This window comes from Streptomyces sp. NPDC054834, assembly GCF_053611185.1.
The window spans coordinates 1-20,868 of the sequence record NZ_JBSGZV010000079.1; the positions used below are offsets into that span (position 1 = coordinate 1).

The following is a 20,868-nucleotide window of genomic DNA, read 5'->3' on the forward strand; positions in this document are numbered from 1 at the left end:
GGACGTCGTCCCGGCCCCAGGCGTTGACGGCCAGGAGCCCTTGGCGTGTGGGTCTCGAAACCAAATCGAGACGCGACATGCTCACCGCAGACCAACTCGCCGCACTCGGCATGAGATGGGCGTAGCGGTGGATGTCGAGGGCGAGGGTGGGTGTGTAGGTGGTTGATATTGGCGTATCGCGAGCTCAGCTCACCTGCGACGGTATTCGCCTGATAGGCCGAGTACCGTCAGAGCTCTCCTCGGAGATGGAGGCGTGGGCGCTGGAGCACGGGAAGGGAATCTGGTTCAGCCCTGCAGGCGACCTTTCTTGGCCAGACTTCGAGTGCGATCGAGGGGCCCAGCGTGCGGGCGATACCGTCGTGAGCTGGGCCGTGTTCTTCAATACAGGGGAATCGCGGGATCCTCATGGGACATCAATCCAGGAGAGATCTCGCACCTACTGGTAGGTCGCCCCCGCTTTGGATCACAACTGACGGCTGTCGTGGCGAGTCGGCGGTAGCAGATGAGGGTGCAGGCGATGCTTGTGAAGGCCAGGAAGTGGCTGGCTTTGCGCTCGTAGCGACGGTGCAGACGCCGGCATCCGGCGAGCCAGGCCATGGTGCGTTCGATGGTCCAGCGGTGCCGGCCCAGGCGTTGGCGGGAGTCTGTGCCCTTGCGAGCGATGCGAGGCGTGATGCCACGGGCGCGTAACCATCGGCGCAGGTGGTCGTAGTCGTAGCCCTTGTCGCCATGGAGTTTGCCCGGCTTGCGGCGCCGGCGGCCGCGTCGGGAGCGGATCGGCGGTATGCCCTTCACCAGCGGGATGAGGGCTTGGCTGTCGTGCAGGTTCGCGGCGGAGATACCGACGGACAGGGGCAGACCGCTCCGGTCGGTGATCAAATGGATCTTCGAGCCGTACTTGCCCCGGCCTACAGGATTCGGGCCTGTCAGCTCCCCTTTTTCAGCGCGCGCATGTTCACCGAGTCGATGGCGCAGCGGGACCAGTCCAACTCGCCGCGGGCGCCGAGCTCGTCGAGGACCAGGCGGTGGAGCCTCGCCCACCCTCTGGCCTTCGACCATTCCTTGAAGCGTCGGTGAGCCGTCGCCCCCGATGGCCCGAACGAGGCAGAGGGCAGTTGCTGCCAGGTGCAGCCCGACGTGGCCACGAACACGATCGCGGCCAGGACTTCCCGGTCCCCGTGCCGACGTCGACCTCCTCCTGGCGGACGGGTCGGCGCCTCCGGCACCACCCGCTGGCACAACTCCCACAACTCGTCCGGCACCAGCCGCTCAACGATCTCCACACCCAGAGGCTATCGAACGAGCCAAATGAGATGGCCTGTTAGTTAGAGATCACCAACAGCATCCGGGACTGCGGCAGAACCGCTTTCAACGAGCGCCATCAGTATTTCGTGGATTGCCCCCACTACCCGAGAAGTGCAACAGGACTGTTGCTGCCACCCGCGGAACTGATGCCCTCCTGACCTGGGTCATCATGGTGAGCTCGACGGAGCGCATCAGCTCTGAATTTGCGGCAGAACGGGCAGCTTGTAGGCGATCGCCCACCGCGGCGCCCGCGATCCGGATCCGGCGGCCTGCTGGTCGGCGGCCAGGTCGGCCTTGATGACGATGCCGTCGATCCCGAACGGCAGCCCGGCGCGCAGCGCGGCGATCTCCTGCACCCGGGTAAGGACCTCGCCGGTGGTGGCTGCGGTGATGCCGGGCACTGCTGTGGTGGCGGTGGTGTTCACTCCCAGCTCTTGGGCCAATGTCATCAGCTCACTGTGTGCGAGGCCGCCCAGCCGTGCGGCCAGATCGTCGTCGGTGTCGGGCAGCGGCAGCATGCCGTAGCCGAAGAAGGTCATCGGGACCGTGTAGGCGCGGTCCTTGGCCCGCAGGGTGCCGGCGGCCGCGCCCCGAGGGCTGGCGAAAGGCTGCCCGCCGTGCGCGGTGCGCACCTCGTTGGCGTGCTCGAACTGCGCACGCGTCATGAGGACTTCGCCGCGCACCTCCACGCTGACCGGCTGGGACAGCGTTTCAGGCAGGCCTTCGATAGTGCCTATCGCGTGCGAGACGTCCTCCCCGGCCGTCCCGTCGCCGCGCGTGATCAGCCGGGTCAACTGCCCGCGGGTGTAGCGGGCGGCGATGGCGAGTCCGTCCAGTTTCGGCTCGATGGAGAAGCGTTCCGCCTCGTGTCCGATCCGGCGCGCCAGCGAGGCCGTCCAGGCCGTGAACTGCTCGGGCGAGAACACGTTGTCCAGGCTCAGCATGGGCACCGTGTGCGGCACGTCGCCTTCCAGGGCACCGCCGGCGACCTTCCCGGTCGGCGAGTCGGGAAGCACCTGGTCGCGATGATCGGCCTCCCAGGCGGCGACGCCCCGCACCAGCCGGTCGTAGGTGTCATCGTCCAGCGGGGAAGTACCGTCCGCGTAGTAGGCGGCCGCGGCCTTCACCACGGTCTCGACCGTCTGCGCGTAGGCAACGGCATCCACGATCTGCGCAACTGGTGTGGCATGCCCGTCATCCTGCCTGCCACCACTGACATCGATAGTCGTAGCGGCTTCCGACAGTCGGTGAGCGGGTCGCTCGTCCGGTCGGAGAGGACGCCGCAGCCGCCCGACCATTCCTGCGCATCCTCCCAGGCCATCGTGAACGGCGGGTGGTCACAGCCGCAGGAACAGGTACAGCGCGGCGCATGCGCCCAGGTCCAGGACAGTGTGGGAACGAGCGTGGACGCTTGCACGGCGACGAGGACCACAAGACTGGAGGCGAAGAGGGCGACGGTCATGGCGGTGCGGTTGTCAGGGACAGGGAGGTGGCGGCGCTGACGCCCCGTTGGAGCCGGCCGACTCGCCGTTCAACTGGGCCGCACAGCAGTTGGCCTTCTTACAGGCCAGGGACGTTATCGGGCATCCACCTGCTGCCAGCCGATCGCTGTGATGCGGGCGGTCTTCGACGTCAGCTCGGCCAGGCCCTGTCCCTCGAACACATCGGTGATCACTGGGCCCCTGTGCGCGCCCAGAGTGGATTCTTCGTCGTTGGGCACGAGCTCCCGGCTGGACCGGTAGGCCTCCTTCACGAGCGCCTCCTGGTTGTGACAGGTCGGGAACATGGCGAGGACGCCGCCGTTGGCCATCCGCAGGGCGTACACGCTCGTGTCGGCCGGGGTCTTGGCGAAGAACCGCTTGGTGGCGATGCCGTCGGCAGTGCCGTTGGTGCTGCTGTCGCGGTAGGCCTTTACGGCCTCCTTGACCACTTTCGTGGAGGCGAGGTTCTTGCCGTCCTTGGCGCCTCCAGTCGCGTACAGGTCTTCGAAGGCCGCCGAGACATCGGCTGCGGCGAGCGCGCCCACCTTGTCGGCAGGGTTGACGGCTTCGGCGAGGCCGTGCGAGTCGAAGGCGAGCTTGGGCAGGGGCTGCCCGTCATCGGCCCACAGAGACATCACCATTTTGTAGGTGCCGCCGACTTTGTCGAAGATCAGCATCACGGAGTCGTGACCGGCCTCGCTGGACTTGGCCTGGACGGCGAACCAGCTGCCCTTCGCCGGGATCACGTACCGGCGGTCCTGGTAGGAGAAGGACTTGCTGTAGTCCTTCTTGTCCTTGCCCGACCAGGTTGCAGCGAGGGCGTAGGTGGCCTTGTCCATCGCGTAGACCTGGCCGGCCTCGACCGTCGTCAGGAGCTTGCCGTCCAGGACGGCGTTGGCCTGGTTGTTGACCTTCTCGTAGTTGTCGACGATCTTCTTGGCGGTCGTCTGGCTGACCACACCCTCGCTGGTGGCGCTAGAGCTTGGACTGGGGGTTGCGCCGGTATCCGAACCGGCGCCGCACGCGGTCAGAGCAACGGCTGCTGTGGCCACTACGGCTGCCGCCTGCAGACGCGGCAGCCGTACGCAGCGGGTCGTGTATCGGGACATGAGGCAGTGATCTCCTTGGAATACGCTTGCGGGGAGGGCGTTGGCGACTGATGCAAGGCCGCTGCTCACCAGACGGTCCGACGCAAAGAGCCCTGGCTCCACTCAGCTCGGGGCAGCTCGTGGACGCGCTGCGTTACGCGCACCTCGTCTCCGGAACATCTCTCGGCGATGCTCGTGCCCCTCATGCGTCTCCCTGGCCCCGTCTGGCCGCTGACGGCCTCCACGGCACATTAGCCAACATGCACAGACGCGATGCGAGTTGGGGGCGACAGCGTTTCGATTCCGGATAGTCTCTCGCCAAGGACCGCAGCGATGAGCCGCAGCCGTCCGGCGCCGGTGCCGCGCCGAGCCGGACCTCGTCTCCGCCACCGGCGAGCGGATCGCGGCCTCGGCCGCCCGCAAGCTCACCAACGCTGCCAAGGCCAGGAGTGCAAGGTCAAGAACCACAAGCGGTCGCCGGCGATCCTCGAGTACGCGCTCGGGTGACCCTGGGCCGGCTCGCGGACGGTGAGACGTGTGGCGGGAGCAAGAGGCGGTGTTCGGGGTGCTCTCGCTGGAGTCGGAGCCGGTGGACGCCCGGCTGTGAGGTCCTGCCGGGCCTGCCGCGCCGGCTGGTGCGGCAGGCCCGCCGTATCCGTGAGGCGAGGTCACTTCCTGCCGGCGCGCTCGAGTTCGCGGGTGGCGGCTTGTTCGTTCTGGCCGAGAAGTGCCTTTTCCAGGCTGTTGTCGTCCGAGCGGGAGAAGCGTTCGCCCCGTGCGACATCCTCTTTGCTCATGACGCGTCCACACCACTCGCCCTGGTCACCTGTGTGGTCGTCGAAGGGCACGACAGCGCCTTCTCCCAAGGTGACCCATCCGTCGTCGGTCCAGCGGAGGGCGAGAAGGTAGGTGTGACCGGTCTCCAGCCGCGGAGCGTCGGTGGCCGTCCTCTTGATGCGGCTGCCGCTCGTGTACACCTGCCAGCCAGGGGCGGTCATGTCGAGCCCTTACCCATTGCTTTCGCGGGGTGGCGGCTGGACCAGAGGAGGTTGTCCGTGCGGAACGTCACCGCGCGATCGACCTGATAGCGGATCGACCCCTTCGTGAAATCGCGCCGGTTGGTGTCCCGCTCCTGTGTGGGAGTGGCCACCACGACGTGGTCGGCGTAGGCGATCCAGTCCTTGGCGGTCTGGGACGGATACGCGTCACTGCCGGATTCGCAGCCGACCACTGTGGTGAGACCGGTTCTGCCGGCCAGGACACCGGCGGTGATCCCGGCGACGGCCAGGACGGCGGCGACGGGTCTGCTCATGACAGAGCTGCCTAAGGAAATTCGCATGACTGATACACCCTCCCCGTGTAGCGACACAGTTCCCCCGGTCGCTGGATGATGTGCGCGGTGACGGAGTGGTCAAGATCCGCCAGGCGTGGCGATCACCATAGGTACAGCCCGGCGGACTAGAACAAGGGTCAGCTTTGCCCCGGGACACACCTGTGACACACAGACATGGCCGTGCGCTCCTGACCATGGCCAGGAGCGCACGGCCGAGCGTCATACCTACCTGGAGTCCTGCGGAAGTGGCCTCGCAGAGGGTCTCGCCTCCGTACCCCGGAGCTGTCTGAGGGCAGTTCCACACCGGTGGGTGTTGCCGTACTCAAAAGGCCCATCGTGCACCATGCGCGGCAGATACTTCGCCACCGGGACTTCCCGAGCGGGACACCATTGCCGTCGAGACCTGGGACGGTGTCTCAACGGTCACCTGAGCGATGCACGCGAACGACTGGACCGGGAGGCAACATGGCCTACTTCGACGCGTGCCGATCGCTCGCCGTCGTGTACGCGGACCGGCCCCGCTACCGCTATCGTCTCGCGGGTCGAGGCGGGGGCTTCGCCACGCCGACACGTAGTATCCCTGCACGTGGCACACACCTTCGAAGAACTCGTGGAGAAACAACGCGTCGCCGACCAGGCGCACGCGACCGTCCAAGCCCTACGCGACCAAGATGACCGGCCTGCGTACGAGACTGCATGGCAGGCATGGCGCGACCTCGCCCAAGACGTAAAAGCCGCAGTCACCGAGCACGCGAAAGAGCACAGCGCGATGCGGGCTGGCGTAGAGCTTGACGTGAAGAAGGCGGTCCGGCACACCGAGTAGCCAGTACGCAGCTGCGCCTCGGGCAAAAGATGACGGCCGGACGCCTTGCTTTTTACCGGGGCACAGTCACGCACGCAACGACGGCGAGTCCCGCAAGTAGCAGGCACCAGCCCGTCGGCCGCTCGTACCGGTCGCCGATCACGCTGCTGCTCCCTACTCGGTCCAGTTTTGTCCGCACTCAGTGGAGTGCGCGAACTAGGCGCTGCGCTGCCGACGGCTCGACGCCTTCTTCTTCGGTTTCGACGGCTCGGTTCCCTCGGTCTCGGACGTCTCGCCGCGGGAGACCTTCGCCTTCTGCACGGACTCCTGGAGCGCGGCCATCAGGTCGACTACCTGCGCTGGCCGTTCCGGTTCCGGCGTCTCGGGGAGCGGCTTGTCCTCCCGCTTGGCCTCGGTGATCTGGCGATGGCCTCCGTGTACTCACGTGGAACTCCGGGCCCTCGAGGTCTTCGCGGGTCATGGTGTCCATGAGGGCGAGTGCACTCTCGATCTCTTCGTCGGTCACCTCGATCGGGGGTGGGAGCAGCTCGGTGGGGTCGCGAATCGCGTCGGGCCAGCGCATGGCGTGCAGGACCAGGACATCGTCCTTGACCCGCAGAAGGCCGAGCCGCTCGCGCCCTGACCAGGCCTATTTCGCAACGGCCACCTTGGCCGAGCGGCCGAGGGCCTGGATGAGCGGTTTGTACGGCTTGAAGCGGGGGAGTTGCATCCGATGCACGAATGTCTTGGCGTTCGCCTGGGGATCTGCGGTGATCCTAGGGTACGTGAAGGTGCGCTCAGGGGCCTCGCCTGGAGTCTTGCTGTCGATCATGCGTTAGATGCACGATTCCTTCGTTAGGCGGAGGTAGGCGGTGTGGTCGATCAGGTGGGACCCCGCGCTGTTGCCGGTACCAGCCCTCCAGCATCGCCTCGAAGACCGCATCCTCCGGGTGGAGCAGCGGCACCCCCGAAACAAGATGCAGCCGTGCGGACCCCTCCGGGGAAGACGGCTCGGGCACAAGACGGTCTCCGAGCGCAGGCCCGCGTACGCGATTTCATGACCTTCGCGGGCGAGTATCCGTGGTGCTGGACGGCGGCGCACATGGACGACTGGTCCAGTCACCTCGTCGCCATGCTGCACCGGAAGCCGTCGACGATCCGGCATAACCAGCCTGCGATCCGGCTGTTCTGCGACTTCCTGATCAATCCGTACTACCGGTGGGTGGAGGAGTGCGAGCTCCGGTTCGGGACGCATCCCGTGCAGATCTGCCACGAGTGGAACACACTGGCGCACCTGGTGGATTAGGAAGGTGACGAGGAGCGGCGTCCTTTCACCCGGAGTGAGCTGCAGAACTTTTTCGACTACGGCGATGACCGTGTGGAGTTGGCGATCCGCCGCGGACGCAAGGGAGCGCTGACGCCTATCGCGACGACACTCTTCAAGGTGATCTACGGGTGGGGGCTGCGCCGCACCAAGGCGTCCCGTCTGGGTCTCGCGGACTTCCACCGCAACCCGAGGGCTCCTGAGTTCGGCCGCTACGGTGGCCGGCGGGTCCGCCACGGCAAGCGCACTCGGGGATCCGCCTATCGGCGGCGGGAGGTCCTGTCGGTTATGGACTGGGCGGTGGACGCCGTCGAGGACTACGTGGTCAACATCCGTCCGTGTTTCGGGTTTCCTGACCATCCGGCACTGTGGGCGACCGAACGGGGTGGCAGGGTCCAGCCCCGGGAGATCGATGACAGGTTCGCCGACTACCGCCAGGAACTCGGCCTGGACGATGCGCTGGTGCCCCACTGTTTGCGCTACAGCAACGTGACTCATCTGATCGAGGATGGCGCCGATGAGACGTTCGTACAACAGCAGGTCGGACACCCCTACAAGTCGACGACCGCGATCTATGTCGCCGCACCCTGCGCCCCGCCGAGGAGTACCGGACCCCCACTGCAGCCGAGTGGGAGGACTTCCTCGGCCACTTCGAGCGCCGCAAGCTCTCCGTCGGCATCTGCGCCCGCGCCTACGGCACCGCCTGCGTCCACGAACACGCCTGCGTCCGCTGCTCTCTCCTCCGTCCCGATCCCGCCCCGCGCGACCGACTGGTGGAGATTCGGGACAACCTCATCGACCGCATCACCGAAGCCGAACGCGAAGGCTGGCTCGGCGAGCTGGAAGGACTTGAAGTCAGCCTCGCCGGAGCCCAGGACAAACTCGCCCAGCTCGATACCGAACAGACCCGCCGCAGCACCGCTGTGGACCTCGGCATCCCCACCTTCCGCGACATCGCCGACCGTCACGGCAGCGCACCCCCGCAGCCGTAAGGCTGTTCAGCACTACGGCAGCGTGCGGGGCCGGCAGCTGCCAGGCCGACCACGTCGGCGGGTCCTCGGGGGTCGCCGGTCTCGCCGGCGGCTTCTGCTGCGGCCTTCAGCAGGCGGGCGGCCAGTTCCGTAAGAGCTGCAGGTTCGGGCCAGGTGCCGGGCGGCTGGTGTCGCGTGCCAGCGGGTGCAGCCGCCTGACCGGCAGCGCGTCCAGCCCGGCCGCGGAGTGCCACGTTAACTCGACACTTCCTCCCGTCGCCGGTCATCGCTGGCTGTGGCGGGGATGGCGTTGTCGATGAGGACGGCGGCGATGGCGGCGGCGGTGGGGAAGGCGTCGGCGTTGAGGACCCGGGTGCGGGCCGCGGCGCCGTCGATGAGCAGCGCGAGCTGCTCGCCGAGCTGTTCGGGGTCGGTGGCGCCGGCTTCGCGGGCGGTGTCGGCGAGCCGCGCGGCGACGGCTTTCTTGTAGTCGCGTGCGTACTGGGATGCGGGGTGCTGGGGGTCGTGGAGTTCGACGGCGGCGCCGATGTAGGGGCACAGGGGGGTGGTGGGGGGGATGTCGAAGGCGGCGAGGAGCCGTTCGCGGGGCGTGAGGTCGGTGCGGTCGAACACGCCGGACAGAACGGAGGGGTCGAACCGGCGCAGGTACTCGGCGACGAGTTCGTCTTTGCCGGTGAAGTGCTGGTAGGCCGTGCGCTTGGACACCTGGGCCGCCGCGCAGAGCTGGTCCATTCCGGTGCGGTTGATGCCCTGCTCGCGGAACAGTTGCTGGGACGCGCCGAGGATGCGCTCGCGGGCGCCCCGGCCGCGGCGGCGGCCCGTGGGGCCCTTCTCCAACTCCGTCATGGGTCCATGGTACCCCAGCTGGGTAACGACCGGTGTACATAGTTTGCGCCCCGGCCGCCCGCCCAGTACCGTAAGCACACAGGGCGGTGTACTTAACGGCATCGCCCCAGGTACACACGGCACCACCGACCCAAGGGAATGACTATGGGAAAGCTCGACGGCAAGGTCGCGGTCATCACCGGCGGCACCACCGGCATGGCGCTGGCCGGCGCGAAGCTGTTCGTCGACGAGGGAGCGCACGTCTTCATCACCGGCCGCCGCCAGGACGTCCTGGACGAGGCCGTGAAGCAGATCGGCCGCAACGTCACCGGCGTCCAGGGCGACGCCGCCAACCTGGACGACCTGGACCGCCTGTACGACACCGTCAAGCGGGAGAAGGGAAGCCTCGACGTGCTGTGGGCCAGCGCCGGAGGGGGCGAGCCCGCCCCGCTCGGCGAGATCACCGAGGCCCACTTCGACGCCGCGTTCTACCTCAACGCCCGCGGCACCCTGTTCACCGTCCAGAAGGCCCTCCCGCTCTTCAACGACGGCGGCTCCATCCTCATGACCGGCTCCAACGCCTCCCTCGGCGCCTTCCCCGGCTGGAGCGTCTACGCCGGCAGCAAGGCCGTCCAGCAGGCATGGGCCCGCGTCTGGCTCAACGAGCTCAAGGACCGCCGCATCCGCGTCAACGTCCTGACCCCCGGCCAGGTCGCCACCGCCAAGCAGGAAGAACTTTTCGACGAGGCCACCAAGCGCCAGTTCGAGTCCCTCATCCCCCGCGGCCAGATGGGCCGCCCCGACGAAATCGCCACCGCCGCCCTCTTCCTCGCCTCCGACGACTCCAGCTACGTCAACGGCATGGAACTCGTCGCCGACGGCGGCACCACCGCCATATAGCCGAACAACACACAACCAGGGCAGGACATCTCATGAGCAACATCAGCATCATCGGCACCGGGGCCGCCCTCACTGACGTGGCGAGAGGAGTGCCGTCGGCCGTTCCATTGCTGGCACCACTCTGAGGCGGTAGGGATCTCGGTCAAGTCGGCGAATGGAAGTGTGTCCTGGACGGCAGTCATCAGCCGCAGGTCCATCCTCCTGGAAGCGTCTTCAGCCGAGTGGCAACACGCGTCAACTCTCCGCAGAAGCGGTGATTTCCGGGTTGCGGCAGGCGCTGGGCGCCGATCTGCGCGAGACTCTGGTCCAGCCACACGCCGAGCGGCTGTCCGGCAGGCCGGGGTGGTGCGCCCAGCCGTTCGAGACGGCGGGCGACACCAAGTGCGCCGGATTCCTGGCGCAGCAATTTGGAGCGGGCCCGCGCTGAAGCGCGCGAGTTCGAGGATTCTTGAAGGGGCAATCCGCTGAACGCGCACGCCGGTTGCCAATTGGAGGCCCGATCATAGGCGAGTTCGTCGGTGGCTACCGAAGATCCGGAGATCCGGGGTGCCGCCGGCGTCACTGGGCCGTGCCGCAGGGCACCGGCGGAAGTCCACGGCGCGATTAGGGAAGGCGCCAAGGATGCGGCGACGGAGAGGATGAGGTCGGGGCGGAAGCCGGTCAGCACGATCAGCTCATCGACCGGGCCGAGGCGACGGCGCCTACCAGGACCAGGCGGTCGTCGGTGCCGCGTTCGATCACGTCGGTGCGGAAGCCGGTGACCGCATCCGCGGCCCTGACCATCAGGCGGCCGGAGTCCGGGGCACAGACTCGCGGCCGGCGAGATCACCCCGCACCTCGCCCGGCGCGGCACCGCGCACGGCTCCGGCCTGGGCGTGTACCGCTGGGTCGTGGAAGGAGCGATCGCGCTGCTGCACTGGTTCCGCCGGCGGCGCATCCGCTGGGAGATCCGCGACGACATCCACCACGCGTTCGTAACCCTCGGCTGCGCCGTCATCTACTGGCGACGACTGCGCACCGCACTTTGTCGGGAGTAAGGGCAGGCGATGCGCCCCAGGGGATGGCCTGTTCGATGCGTCAGAACGCATTCGTAGCAGTCGGGCCCGCGCAGCCTCACATCCGGGATCTCAGCACGTCGACCTCACAGCCCGGCGCGAACGGGTCGAATCCGTGCTCGATCAGCCAGCGAACTATCAGCAGGCTTCGCAACGACCACCACGCGTGGATCACGTCGAGGTCGATGTCGGTGCCATAGCCGGCGATGACGTCGTCGAGGTGCTCCTCGTGTCCGAGCGTGAAGGTGGCGAGGTCGTACAGGGCGTCACCCTGGCCCGCCTCGGACCAGTCGATGATGCCGGTGACCTCGTCGCCGTCGACGAAGACGTGATCGATCTGCAGGTCGCCGTGCGTGAACGCCGGAGTCCAAGGTCGGAGCGCGGCCTCGGCGACCTGGCGGTTGCGGGTGACCAGGTCGGCGGGCAGGACGCCGTTCGTCACGAGCAACTCGCACTCGTCGTCGAGTTCCGCCGCCAGTGCGACGATGCTCCGGCCGGCCTGGCCCGGCCGGGACGGCAGCGGCGCGTCGTGCAGCTTCCGGATGGCGGCGCCCGCCGCGGCCCACGCCGCCGGCGACCCGGTCGACGGCCCGCCGAGGCGCCCAAGCGTCGTCCCCGGGAGTGCGGCGGTCGCGAGCACGGACGGCTTGCGCCACAGGACCTCCGGGGTCGGGACCGGCGCGAGGGACATCGCCTCGACCTCGACATCGATGCGCGCCTGATCGGCGTCCACCTTCAGGAACACGTCGCCGACGCGCAGAGTCGCGCGCTCGGAATGGGCGACGACGACTTTGACCTCATCCATGGGCGACCAGTATCCCGGGGATGTTCGCCGACGTCGCCGGGTTTATCGCGTGCGATTACGCGGCTGACCGCGTCCCGCCACCCGGCGTCCTCGTGCACGAAACCGACTTCTGGCCAGGTCAAGCCCACCACTTTCGTCAGGAGTTCTTCGGGGGCAGCGAGCGACGCGTCGATGATCAGCAGTTCGTCGGAGAACGGTGCGGCGCTCAGCAGGACGCCCGCCTCCCTGAGAAAGCAGCACGTCGGGCAGCCGACGAGCAGCAGCCAGACCACCAGTTCGGCGGGCACCGGTGGCGGCCGTCAGCAGCGCGCACACCGCGGCCGTAGCGAAGGCGAGGGAGAGAGTGCTCGGCTCGTAGGTGTCCCCGGCGGCGCAGCAAGCACGTCCCGGCCAGCCGCCGCCGGTACCGGTGAGGGAATGGCCCGCCGAGCACGCCGACCGCCACGGTTACTCGTGCGGCACGGAGAACCGGTACGGAGAACCGGTACGCGGGACGGGGTATGAGCAGGCCCGTGCCGCAGCCCCACAGCACAGCGGCCGTGATCATCACGATGCTCCACCTGCGGGAGGCTCAGTTTTCTGAGGGGCCGCTCCTCTGGGCCGTCTTGGCTGATCAGCCCCAGTTCTTCAGCGCATCGGCGACCTGGCGCACGTCGCGGCGTCCCTCGACGGCGTCGATGACCAACGCGATCGCCTCCTGGCTGCCGACCTTGACCTGGATGCCGCTTGCGTGGAGGTAGGCGTAGGCGACCTGCGCGGCGAACAACTCGTTCGAGTGCTGTCGGGGTCGCCGGGTATGAGGTTCTGCGCGATATCAAGCAGCCATCGGTCGTCGATGAGCACAACGGGCTGCATCAGGCGGCGTGGCTGCTGGGGCCCGTCCCGAAGCGGTCGGCGAAGGCCTGCCCGTGCTCCTCGACGAAGGCCCTGGCGCCCTCGAGGAACCGGGTGCGCGCGAGGTCGTCGGTCAACCGCCGGCTCGCGTACTGATCCGGGTGTCGTCGGCCATCTCGGCGCCAGTAGGAAGACCGGCATCGTCGACGGCACCGAGATCCGGGTCCGCCGACCGGCCGCCGGACGCAAGGACCGGGAGAAGTTCATCTCCGGCAAGAACAAGCAGAACGCCGTCAAAACCATGGTGGTCACCGACGCGGACGGCCGGATGCTGTTGTGCAGCCCGACCAATACCCGGAAGCTGCGCGGACATCACCCACGGCCGCCAGTTATGGCTGGTCAGGCTCCTGGCCGACGGTCCCGCTGTGAAGATCCTCGCCGCTGCCGGCTACCAGGGTCTGGGTGCACGGACCGGCGGCTGTGTGGTCACGCCTCCGCATCGCAAGTTCAAGAAGAGCGCTCCGCACTGGTATGAGGAAATGCACGAGCGACAGCGCAAGGCCCACTCCTCACGACGCATCCGGGGCGAGCACGGCATCGCGCACATGAAGAACTGGCGTGCCCTGGCCCGCCATCTCGGCCGCCGCCAGCACATGAGCGACACCGTCCAAGCCGTCGCCGGCCTGCTGTCCCACCAGCAGACCGCGGACGTCGGCACGGCAGACGTGAACACCGAGCCCCGCCCCCATCCTCGACGCCTCACCGCCTGCACGAGCTCGTTGGCCCGAGGCGGAGGTGACGAGGAGTTCGGTCCTGCTTGAGCAGCGCCAGGAGCTGATGGCCGAAGGGTCTTCGACGGCAGGGAGCTGGCGGGCGTACTCGGCACGGAAGATGTCCCGTAGCCGTTCGGCCTCGGTGTCGAAGGCTCGTGTGCGTTCGCTGCGTTTGAGGGCGGCCCGGAGCTGCGGCCGGGCACGTTGCAGCGTCCGGCCGCAGCCATGGCCTCGCAGAGTTCATGATCATGCGAAGGCCGCCCCACCGTCCGGGCTCCCATGTGGGTGACGAGAACGCGATCACTCGTTCAAATCCGGACTGGCTATTGCCGCAGGCACGGCCCAGCGGTCGTTGGTTTCCTTCGCTCGCCCTCCGGAGTGAAGGTGAAGGATCGCCGGAACGGGCCCTCGCCGAAGCGCACCGCGAGAAGAAGCGGTTGCTCGTGCTCGGGCCGCCATGACTGGGTTCCGGGCGCGCTGCCGTTCCACAGGTGGAAGGCCACTATCGGCTGCTTCAGATCCTTACTGAGGTAGCCGAGCGTCTTTCCGTACAGAGGGTTGGTTCCTCCGAACAGCACGGAGGGAGGACCGAACTCCGCAGTCACGTCCGCCCAGGTGCGGTCCTCCCTGGCCCACTGCCTGACACGACCTTTGAGGCCTTCGTACGCCTCCTCCGTGAGAACCCGGTCCGGCTTGAGCCAACCGCGTTGTTTCGCGAAATCGGCGTACACCGAGGCCATGCCGCACTCGTAGTTGTGCCCCGGGATCAAGTCTCGGAAGGCCCCGGTCACGCCGACAGGAGACCAGAGCCCGCGGTCTTCCCAGTTTCGCTGCTGCTGCGTGAACGCCCCGGGTTGACGTTCAACGAACAGCAGGTGATCAAGCAGGATCCGAAGAGCCAACTCGCCCCCGAACATCCCGGGTGTGCGGAGCGCGAGGTTGAGCTGGTCAACAAGGTGAGCGTGAATCTCTTCGGCAGTGGCAAGCGAGTTCGAATGGGGCACGTGCACAGTCTCCCGCACAAGGAGCTCCCGCGGGCCGCTCACCTGGATGACGACCAGCAGCGGTTAAACGTCGAGGTCAGAAGCTGTGCCTGAACCCGAGTTTCGATGTCACCGGGGTGCTTGCCACGGGAGCATCGGGGTGCTCCCGCCGACGGACAACCCCTCGGCGGGGATCTTCGTCGGCCGCGGTCAGGACAGCAGCAGTACGGTGCCGGCGGCGGCCATGACGGCGGTGGTGCTGCCGTGGATTCCGTAGTACGCCTTGGCGGGTCCGCCGCTGAGCTTGGCGATGATTGCGTCTCCGAGCGTAACGAGTGAGCCGGCCAGCATCACCCAGCCGTGCAGGTGCGTGCCTGCACCGAGCAGCACGATCAGTAGGAAGATGCCGTAGCCGATGTCGCGGCCGGCCAGGACGGACAACCAGGCGCGGAAGGTGGGGTCCTCGGTGCGGGTGCCGGGGATGCCGAAGTCTGCTGCGGCCTTCGGGACCCACAGTAAGCGGGCCCCGATGACGATGATCCCGACCGCGATCGCCCATGTGATCACGGTGGCGCTGGTGGTGACGGCGGTAGGCATGGCGGCTGCTCTCCTTTTCTCGCGGCGCCGACCCTGTGTCGAACGCTCAATCTTCTAGCGCTGCTGTGCCGAACTGCTGTGGGCCGCCCTGCACGGGAAATCCGCCCGGTCGGCGACCGGCCGCATCCCGGCGCACGGCGGGAAGGTGCGGTTGGACCTGCTCATCGAAGGGACCGCCCCGAGCGACTAGCCGGTAAGACCGCGCGAGCGACCACGACGAGTCACTCCCGCGGTCGTCGACAGTCATGGCGAGCTGCCGATGCTCACACGTTGAGCGCTCACGGCCGCGGTCACGCTGTGACCTCATTTCCGGTGGACATCCACGCGGCCCATGCTCGCGGGCTGCTGCCGGAGCCGGGTGGGTCGGCTCGGGGCGTACGCCGTCGCCGGTGGCATCACCGTTCGTGGTGGTCGACGAAGTGGTTGTCGTGAGTTTCGTGAAGACGTCTCAGGTCCCGCTCGTCCACGATGGCGAGCTGCGCGAAGTACTCCTCCCGGGGTACGCCCGGCGAGAGTGCCATGAGGATGGCGGCGGGTTCGGCGTCCTTCCGGAGCGCGTGCACGGCACCCATCGCGGCATGGGCGGTGTCGCCGGGGAGCAGTGTCCGCCAGGACCGCCCGTCGAAGTAGTCCACTTCACCCTCCTCGACGATGAACGTCTCGCTGAAGGTCCTGTGAAAGTGCGGGCCAGGTCCTCGACTCGCGGGCGACATACGCCACCGGTAGATGCTCACAGCCCCGTCGGCCTCCGCCGGGCCGGCGAGGACTTCGATGGTCGATCCACCGGCGCCCAGCCGGATCGTTCGCGTCTGTGGTGCCCGCTCGGGTTGCGTAAACCAGGCAACCGACTCTGTCTCAGTCATGCCCCGAGTCTCGAGGTTTCACCACTCCACTCGCGCTCACTTCGGCCGTGGCCTAACAATATGCGGGTGATCCGCTACCGATTGGGCACTGGTGCTGCGAGCGTGCGGTGGGCGATGTCGCCGATCCACGAAGTGGTCAGTCTCGCTCAGCTCTTGACCGAGCCGCAGCGTCACCCGATGTTCCACCAATGGCTTCGTCGTCGCCGCCACCGAATCTCGGGCCTGGACCTGAGGGCGCTCACGGTCTTCATGACTGATGGTGCGTATCGACCCGACTTTCTTGACCCATCGCCGATGACCAGTGAGCCAACGTTCGAAGAAGGCGTGGCTGCTCTTCTCGCCACGCCGACGGACCAGGTGTACGCGGAGCTGGTCGACGCCACGATGGGGCATGAGGCAGAGATCAGCCGCCGACTGCTCGATGACCCTGACCGAGCCAGGTCCGAGGCCGCCGATGTGGTGCGCCGCCTCTGGAAAGCAGCCGTTCAACCGGAGTGGCCGTCCATGCGGCAGGCGCTACGTGCCGAGATGCTGGACCGGGCCATCCAGGTCAACCGCGAGGGGCTGCGCGCAGTCCTTCCACGCCTGCACCACTCCGCGGCGTGCGAAGGCGACACCATCAGCGTCGAGCGGACCGTCGACATCGACGTCGACTGCCCTGAGGGACTCATTCTCATTCCGTCACTGTTCATCACCGACCGGGTGCAGTGCACCACCTCCAACCACTGGACTCCGGCGATCTACTACCCGGCATCCGGGCGGTACCTCTGGGCGGCACCTCCCACTCCGAGATCGCTCGACCGGCTTCTGGGAACGACTCGATCGAGGATCCTGGCCGCGCTCACCACTCCGCTGCAGACGACCGTTGTGGCCAGGCTGGTGAACGTCACCACCCCGACGGCCAGCGAACACCTGGCAATCCTGCGAGATGCCGGGTTGATCGACAGCAGCCGGGCCGGCCGCACGGCCACGCACGAGCTCACCCAAGCCGGACGTGCTCTCCTGGACGCGGCCTTGCCACGCCCATGACTATGTCGGGGCGGCGTCGTGGCCGGCCGACAACTCCCGCGACCGCCGGGATCTTGTCGCGCAGGGGCAGCAGTTGGGTGATGTCATTGCGGTTGCCGCCGGTCAGCGACACCGCGAGTGGGATGCCCTGGCGTCGGTGATGCCTGTGGCGGCCGATCAGGCCCTCGGCCGGGCCCGGCTCACCAGCTCGTCGATCAGCTGGCCGCCCACGGCCTTCGCCGACACAGCCGCTGCCGACTCGCCGACCTCGCGCTCGGCCACGTTCTCACTGGTCATCGATGCATCTTCCATGATCGGGAGTTGCACCGAACGATTTACAGTTTCCGCCAGGTCGGGAGCCCCGTTCAGGTGGAGCGGGGCGATTGAGCAAGCCGTCATCTCATGGGCTCTTCCCGAGGAATGTGCCGCTGCACAGGTAGTTGCGCCTGAACTACCGGGGCTCTACCGGACAACCCGAAAGGTCTGGCGACACCGAGGCGTCCACGCTTTCCGGGCGAGAACGCTCTGCGCCCGCGTCGGCGCGGCTGCTCCGGGCTGGGCGACGAGTGGTGATGCGTCTTCAGGCGGAGGTCGTGCGGCGGGAGCGGGCCCGCAGAAGGAGCGCGGTGCCGGCTGCGGCGGTGAGGAGTACGCCGCCGGCGGCCCAGGCCAGCGTGGCAGCGCGGGATGACCCGATTGAGTGCTGTGCCAGACACTTCTTTCCGGGGGCGGCGGGGGCGATGCGCAGTCGGGCCCAGGGTTTGTCGGGGCCGGTCTGGTCGACGTCGTGCCGGTAGACGACGTAGATGCCGGATGCGGAGTCACAGGTCAGGGTGGTGGTGGCGGTCAGGACGGCTTTGGCGCCGCGCAGGACGGGGCGGTCGGTGAAGGCGCGGGAGGTCAGAGTGATGTCTCCGTCCGATCCCTCGTCGTCGTTGTCCGTGATCGTAATGCGGCTGCCGGCCCGGAAGGTCCGCACGTCCCATTCCGACTGGGGCCACGTTCTGTCCGGAGCCCAGCGTTCCTCCAGCCTGGGCGGAGGCAGTTTCCTGACCTTGTTCCGGCAGGCGCGGCGTGCCGCCTCGTCGGCGGGTTCCACGCGCACCCGTGCCCATCGGAACGGATGCTCGTCCGGGCCCGCATCTCCGGCGCCACGCCGCGTCACCGGGTAGGTGCCAGGCCGGGCGTCACAGGCGATGGTGACGGTGGTGGTCAGCTCCGGGTACATCATGCGCAGCATCCCTGGCGCAACGAACGCGGGGGAGTTGATGGATGCGAGGTAAGTGACATCGCTGGCCTCGGTGTTGACCGTCAGTGTGTCGCCAGGATGCACCGAGCGGACACTTCCGAACGGTAGCGAGGGTCCGGGCGGGGAGGCCGAGGCCGGCCCGGCTGCCAGGAAGGTGAGCAGGAGGGGGAGTGCCGCCCACGCGGTCTTGCGGAGTCGGTCCATCGCTACACCCTGTCCTCTTATTTGATGACATGCCAGTTATTACTCAGTAGTACACTATCGCCACTCGAACGAACATATGTGCGGGTCCTGGGTAGTTCGGGGCCCGCTCACCGTTCGGCCCCCTCCAAGACGGAAAGGCATCTTCTTGCGTTCCAGATACAGATGGATTCCAGCCCTAGCTCTGGGACTGGGTGTAGGAATTCTCGGCGCCGGGACGGCGTCGGCCGGGACAGGCGATCCGTCACCAGTGTTCTCCGCCCCACCGACGGCCTCCGCATCACCGGAGACTCCCGGCACCGGGCCTCAGGTCCCGCCGACGCTGCCCGCGCCCTCGCCGTCGTCGACAGTCGCGGGGGCCGTCGACCCGACAGGCTCCGCCACCCCCTCGGGCTCCTCGACGCAGCCCGCCGAACCGACCACCTCTCCCTCCCCCTCGGGGCCGAGCCTGAGCGAGGAGGAGAAGTACTGGACGGCGGAGCGCATGGCCGACGCCGTCCCGGTCGATACCCTGCCGGACCCCGCTCCGGCCGCCTCGAAGCACGGCATCACCGCAGGAAACGCCGTCACGCACCGGCCACCACCATCGGGCACCCCCACCCCGGAGCACTTCCTCGGCCACCCGATGATCGGCACGTTCTTCTATGACGGCCGGCAGCTCGGCGGCAACCAGACGTACTGCACGGGCAGCGTCGTGCACACGGCCGCCAAGGACATCGTCCTGACCGCCGGACACTGCGGCCTCGGCCTGAAGTCGGCCACCCACCGCATCTTCGTGCCGCAATACCGCATCGGCAAGACCGCCGCCGAGCAGCCGGACGGCGTGTTTCCGGTGTCCCAGCTCTACATAGACCCGCGCTACGAGAGGAACAGCAAGAAGGCGGTCTCCGACCTCGACCTGGCCTTCGCTCAGGTCGGCTCCAACAGCCGGGGCAAGGTGGAGGATGTCACCGGAGCCCTGACGTTCACGCCGACCGACAGCTACCACCACAAGGTCACCGTCATCGGCTATCCCGATGACGTCAGCGTCAACCCCGACCATGTGCCGGTCCGCTGCCCCGTCAGCACCTCCCAACTGCCGGGCTTCAGGCAGATGCGCATGACCTGCAAGGGCTTCTACGGCGGTGTCTCCGGCGGCCCGTGGATCGAGGACTACAACAGCACCAGCGGCACCGGCAAGGTCATCGGCAACACCGGCGGATACAACGGCGGCGGCAACGACGCCAACGATGACTGGGTGACGTACGCGCCGGTCTACGGCAAGGATGCCCAGGACCTGTTCGCCGACGCCGCCGCGCACCGGAACGTGGATGACCACAAACCGCCGTACCAGCCGTCCGGGGACCCCTGGCTGCCCGGCGCGGCAAGCACCTGGCAGCACGCCAAGCTGCTCGCCTCAGGCGACTTCCGCCAGACCGGCCACAGCGACATGATCGTGGTCTGGACCGACGGCGAGGTCACGCTCTACCCCGGCAACGGACACGGCGGCTACGACACCGAGCGGCAACTGCTGGCCCACAACACCACGTGGACCCACGCGGCAACCATCACCGCCGGTGACTTCACCGGGTCCAACCAGTTCGACCTGCTGGTGCGCTGGTCCGACGGCGAGGTCACCCTCTACGGCGACGTCGGCTCCAAGGGACTGAACTGGGCGGGCACACAGATGATCAAACCCAACGACCTCTGGAAGAACGCCACCCAGATCGCCGCCGGCCGCTTCGCCGCCTCCCAGTACGCCACCGACCTGGTTGTCCGCTGGATCGACGGTGAACTCACCCTCTACACCAACGTCAGCGCCGGCACCTTCGGCCAGGAACACCAACTGAAACCGAAGAACGACACCTGGAAGGACGCCACACTCCTGACCGCCGGTGAGTTCTCCGGCAACCAGAAATGGGACCTCATGGTCCGCTGGACCGACGGCGAACTCGACAACTACGTCGGCACCACCACCTCGGGCCTCGGCACCGAGCAGCGCATCCTGAACCCCAACGAGACCTGGACCCACGACGCGGCCATGACCACCGGCGACTACACCGGCAACAACCGCACCGACGACCTCGTCATCCGCTGGTCCGACGGCGAAACCACCATGTACACCGACACCGGCACCAACCACCTCGGAACCGAGCACATGCTCGTAGCCCCCACCTCCTGAACCCACCAAAACCGCCCCCGGGCCGGACACGGAACACCGGGCACCGCCCGGGGGCACCAAGCGCCGAAACACCCGAGCACCGGAGCACCGGCCAGACTGGGCTGTCGCCGACGACAGGCGGAGATCCCGCCGACGAGACCACGCGTGCCGACCACCTCGCCGCCCCTCCCAAAAAGCCGCGCAGACGGACGGCGTCGGCTATCGGAGCCGCAGGATCGGCCCGGCCCAGGTGCTCCAACGCCGCGGGCATGGGGGATGATGCAGGGGCAGGCACAGACTCGCTCGGTGA

23 protein-coding genes and 5 pseudogenes are annotated in these 20,868 nt (G+C 67.5%); 9 read left to right on the top strand and 19 right to left on the bottom strand.

All coding sequences use genetic code 11. The annotated features are described in order from the left end of the window. Positions 1 to 486: 486 nt before the first annotated feature. From ACWGJM_RS46805 to ACWGJM_RS46825, 5 genes and pseudogenes are all read right to left on the bottom strand, one after another. Positions 487 to 1,277: pseudogene (locus ACWGJM_RS46805) on the bottom strand (IS5 family transposase); the annotation flags it as partial. 228 nt (positions 1,278 to 1,505) lie between these two features. Further along, positions 1,506 to 2,524: pseudogene (locus ACWGJM_RS46810) on the bottom strand (NAD-dependent DNA ligase LigA); the annotation flags it as partial. 357 nt (positions 2,525 to 2,881) lie between these two features. Beyond that, positions 2,882 to 3,745 (bottom strand): hypothetical protein, encoded by an 864-nt coding sequence (locus tag ACWGJM_RS46815; RefSeq protein ID WP_453417899.1) that lies wholly within the window; start codon positions 3,743 to 3,745, stop codon positions 2,882 to 2,884. 797 nt (positions 3,746 to 4,542) lie between these two features. After that, entirely contained in the window at positions 4,543 to 4,872 is a 330-nt protein-coding gene (locus ACWGJM_RS46820; protein ID WP_453417900.1) for a hypothetical protein, read from the bottom strand. Continuing rightward, positions 4,869 to 5,186, bottom strand: coding sequence for a hypothetical protein (locus tag ACWGJM_RS46825; RefSeq protein ID WP_453417901.1), 318 nt, complete (start codon positions 5,184 to 5,186; stop codon positions 4,869 to 4,871). The genes ACWGJM_RS46820 and ACWGJM_RS46825 overlap by 4 nt, the downstream gene beginning before the upstream one ends. A 607-nt stretch (positions 5,187 to 5,793) precedes the next feature. On the opposite strand from ACWGJM_RS46825, the gene ACWGJM_RS46830 reads away from it, so the two are divergent. Further along, on the top strand, positions 5,794 to 6,030 hold the full coding sequence (locus tag ACWGJM_RS46830) for a hypothetical protein (protein ID WP_453417902.1): 237 nt from the start codon (positions 5,794 to 5,796) through the stop codon (positions 6,028 to 6,030). A 195-nt stretch (positions 6,031 to 6,225) separates the two neighbouring features. On the opposite strand, the gene ACWGJM_RS46835 is transcribed toward ACWGJM_RS46830, so the two are convergent. Further along, entirely contained in the window at positions 6,226 to 6,351 is a 126-nt protein-coding gene (locus tag ACWGJM_RS46835; RefSeq protein WP_453417903.1) for a hypothetical protein, read from the bottom strand. Between the two features lie 307 nt (positions 6,352 to 6,658). Next, the gene (locus ACWGJM_RS46840; protein WP_453417904.1) at positions 6,659 to 6,841 is read right to left on the bottom strand and encodes a hypothetical protein; all 183 of its coding nucleotides are present in this window, start codon (positions 6,839 to 6,841) and stop codon (positions 6,659 to 6,661) included. A 225-nt stretch (positions 6,842 to 7,066) separates the two neighbouring features. Here ACWGJM_RS46840 and ACWGJM_RS46845 point away from each other — a divergent pair, with 225 nt between their 5' ends. Together ACWGJM_RS46845 and ACWGJM_RS46850 are read left to right on the top strand one after the other, a co-directional pair. Continuing rightward, a complete protein-coding gene (locus ACWGJM_RS46845) occupies positions 7,067 to 7,315 on the top strand; it encodes a hypothetical protein (protein WP_453417905.1) in 249 nt (82 codons plus the stop codon). Positions 7,316 to 7,453: 138 nt separating this feature from the next. Beyond that, positions 7,454 to 7,855: pseudogene (locus tag ACWGJM_RS46850) on the top strand (tyrosine-type recombinase/integrase); the annotation flags it as partial. Positions 7,856 to 7,905: 50 nt separating this feature from the next. Here ACWGJM_RS46850 and ACWGJM_RS46855 read toward each other — a convergent pair. Both ACWGJM_RS46855 and ACWGJM_RS46860 read right to left on the bottom strand, forming a co-directional pair. Continuing rightward, entirely contained in the window at positions 7,906 to 8,301 is a 396-nt protein-coding gene (locus ACWGJM_RS46855) for a hypothetical protein (protein WP_453417926.1), read from the bottom strand. Positions 8,302 to 8,559: 258 nt separating this feature from the next. Then, positions 8,560 to 9,171 (bottom strand): TetR/AcrR family transcriptional regulator, encoded by a 612-nt coding sequence (locus ACWGJM_RS46860; RefSeq protein ID WP_453417906.1) that lies wholly within the window; start codon positions 9,169 to 9,171, stop codon positions 8,560 to 8,562. A gap of 144 nt (positions 9,172 to 9,315) precedes the next feature. Between ACWGJM_RS46860 and ACWGJM_RS46865 the strand changes: the two genes are divergently transcribed. From ACWGJM_RS46865 to ACWGJM_RS46875, 3 genes are all read left to right on the top strand, one after another. Beyond that, complete coding sequence (locus ACWGJM_RS46865; RefSeq protein ID WP_453417907.1) at positions 9,316 to 10,050, top strand: SDR family NAD(P)-dependent oxidoreductase; 735 nt, start codon at positions 9,316 to 9,318, stop codon at positions 10,048 to 10,050. A 253-nt stretch (positions 10,051 to 10,303) separates the two neighbouring features. Next, on the top strand, positions 10,304 to 10,477 hold the full coding sequence (locus tag ACWGJM_RS46870) for a hypothetical protein (RefSeq protein ID WP_453417927.1): 174 nt from the start codon (positions 10,304 to 10,306) through the stop codon (positions 10,475 to 10,477). A gap of 463 nt (positions 10,478 to 10,940) precedes the next feature. Beyond that, positions 10,941 to 11,087 carry a hypothetical protein gene (locus tag ACWGJM_RS46875; protein WP_453417908.1) on the top strand — a complete coding sequence of 49 codons (147 nt, stop codon included), beginning with the start codon at positions 10,941 to 10,943 and terminating at the stop codon, positions 11,085 to 11,087. Positions 11,088 to 11,163: 76 nt separating this feature from the next. Here the strand turns inward: ACWGJM_RS46875 and ACWGJM_RS46880 are convergent, their stop codons facing one another. From ACWGJM_RS46880 to ACWGJM_RS46890, 3 genes are all read right to left on the bottom strand, one after another. Then, complete coding sequence (locus tag ACWGJM_RS46880; RefSeq protein WP_453417909.1) at positions 11,164 to 11,910, bottom strand: phosphotransferase family protein; 747 nt, start codon at positions 11,908 to 11,910, stop codon at positions 11,164 to 11,166. Next, positions 11,841 to 12,197, bottom strand: a complete 357-nt coding sequence (locus tag ACWGJM_RS46885; RefSeq protein ID WP_453417910.1) for a hypothetical protein — start codon at positions 12,195 to 12,197, stop codon at positions 11,841 to 11,843. The genes ACWGJM_RS46880 and ACWGJM_RS46885 overlap by 70 nt, the downstream gene beginning before the upstream one ends. Before the next feature lie 326 nt (positions 12,198 to 12,523). Next, the gene (locus ACWGJM_RS46890; RefSeq protein ID WP_453417911.1) at positions 12,524 to 12,676 is read right to left on the bottom strand and encodes a hypothetical protein; all 153 of its coding nucleotides are present in this window, start codon (positions 12,674 to 12,676) and stop codon (positions 12,524 to 12,526) included. Positions 12,677 to 13,169: 493 nt separating this feature from the next. Here ACWGJM_RS46890 and ACWGJM_RS46895 point away from each other — a divergent pair, with 493 nt between their 5' ends. Further along, the gene (locus ACWGJM_RS46895; RefSeq protein ID WP_453417912.1) at positions 13,170 to 13,565 is read left to right on the top strand and encodes a transposase; all 396 of its coding nucleotides are present in this window, start codon (positions 13,170 to 13,172) and stop codon (positions 13,563 to 13,565) included. On the opposite strand, the pseudogene ACWGJM_RS46900 reads toward ACWGJM_RS46895, so the two are convergent. The 4 genes and pseudogenes from ACWGJM_RS46900 to ACWGJM_RS46915 form a co-directional block, all read right to left on the bottom strand. Further along, positions 13,558 to 13,709, bottom strand: a pseudogene (locus ACWGJM_RS46900) (IS110 family transposase); the annotation flags it as partial. The gene ACWGJM_RS46895 and the pseudogene ACWGJM_RS46900 sit on opposite strands and share 8 nt — an antisense overlap. 131 nt (positions 13,710 to 13,840) lie before the next feature. After that, positions 13,841 to 14,521, bottom strand: coding sequence for a hypothetical protein (locus ACWGJM_RS46905; protein WP_453417913.1), 681 nt, complete (start codon positions 14,519 to 14,521; stop codon positions 13,841 to 13,843). A gap of 189 nt (positions 14,522 to 14,710) precedes the next feature. Further along, the gene (locus tag ACWGJM_RS46910) at positions 14,711 to 15,097 is read right to left on the bottom strand and encodes a DUF4267 domain-containing protein (RefSeq protein WP_453417914.1); all 387 of its coding nucleotides are present in this window, start codon (positions 15,095 to 15,097) and stop codon (positions 14,711 to 14,713) included. A gap of 395 nt (positions 15,098 to 15,492) precedes the next feature. Then, on the bottom strand, positions 15,493 to 15,732 hold the full coding sequence (locus ACWGJM_RS46915; RefSeq protein ID WP_453417915.1) for a hypothetical protein: 240 nt from the start codon (positions 15,730 to 15,732) through the stop codon (positions 15,493 to 15,495). Between the two features lie 288 nt (positions 15,733 to 16,020). Here ACWGJM_RS46915 and ACWGJM_RS46920 point away from each other — a divergent pair, with 288 nt between their 5' ends. Continuing rightward, positions 16,021 to 16,989 carry a DUF5937 family protein gene (locus tag ACWGJM_RS46920; RefSeq protein ID WP_453417916.1) on the top strand — a complete coding sequence of 323 codons (969 nt, stop codon included), beginning with the start codon at positions 16,021 to 16,023 and terminating at the stop codon, positions 16,987 to 16,989. A gap of 4 nt (positions 16,990 to 16,993) precedes the next feature. On the opposite strand, the pseudogene ACWGJM_RS46925 reads toward ACWGJM_RS46920, so the two are convergent. The 3 genes and pseudogenes from ACWGJM_RS46925 to ACWGJM_RS46935 form a co-directional block, all read right to left on the bottom strand. Continuing rightward, positions 16,994 to 17,116 (bottom strand): annotated as a pseudogene (locus ACWGJM_RS46925) (IS5/IS1182 family transposase); the annotation flags it as partial. 432 nt (positions 17,117 to 17,548) lie between these two features. Beyond that, entirely contained in the window at positions 17,549 to 18,421 is an 873-nt protein-coding gene (locus ACWGJM_RS46930; protein ID WP_453417917.1) for a hypothetical protein, read from the bottom strand. Positions 18,422 to 18,724: 303 nt separating this feature from the next. After that, complete coding sequence (locus ACWGJM_RS46935) at positions 18,725 to 18,904, bottom strand: hypothetical protein (RefSeq protein ID WP_453417918.1); 180 nt, start codon at positions 18,902 to 18,904, stop codon at positions 18,725 to 18,727. On the opposite strand from ACWGJM_RS46935, the gene ACWGJM_RS46940 reads away from it, so the two are divergent. Continuing rightward, complete coding sequence (locus tag ACWGJM_RS46940) at positions 18,903 to 20,579, top strand: trypsin-like serine peptidase (protein ID WP_453417919.1); 1,677 nt, start codon at positions 18,903 to 18,905, stop codon at positions 20,577 to 20,579. The genes ACWGJM_RS46935 and ACWGJM_RS46940 overlap by 2 nt on opposite strands. The last annotated feature ends 289 nt before the right edge of the window (positions 20,580 to 20,868 follow it).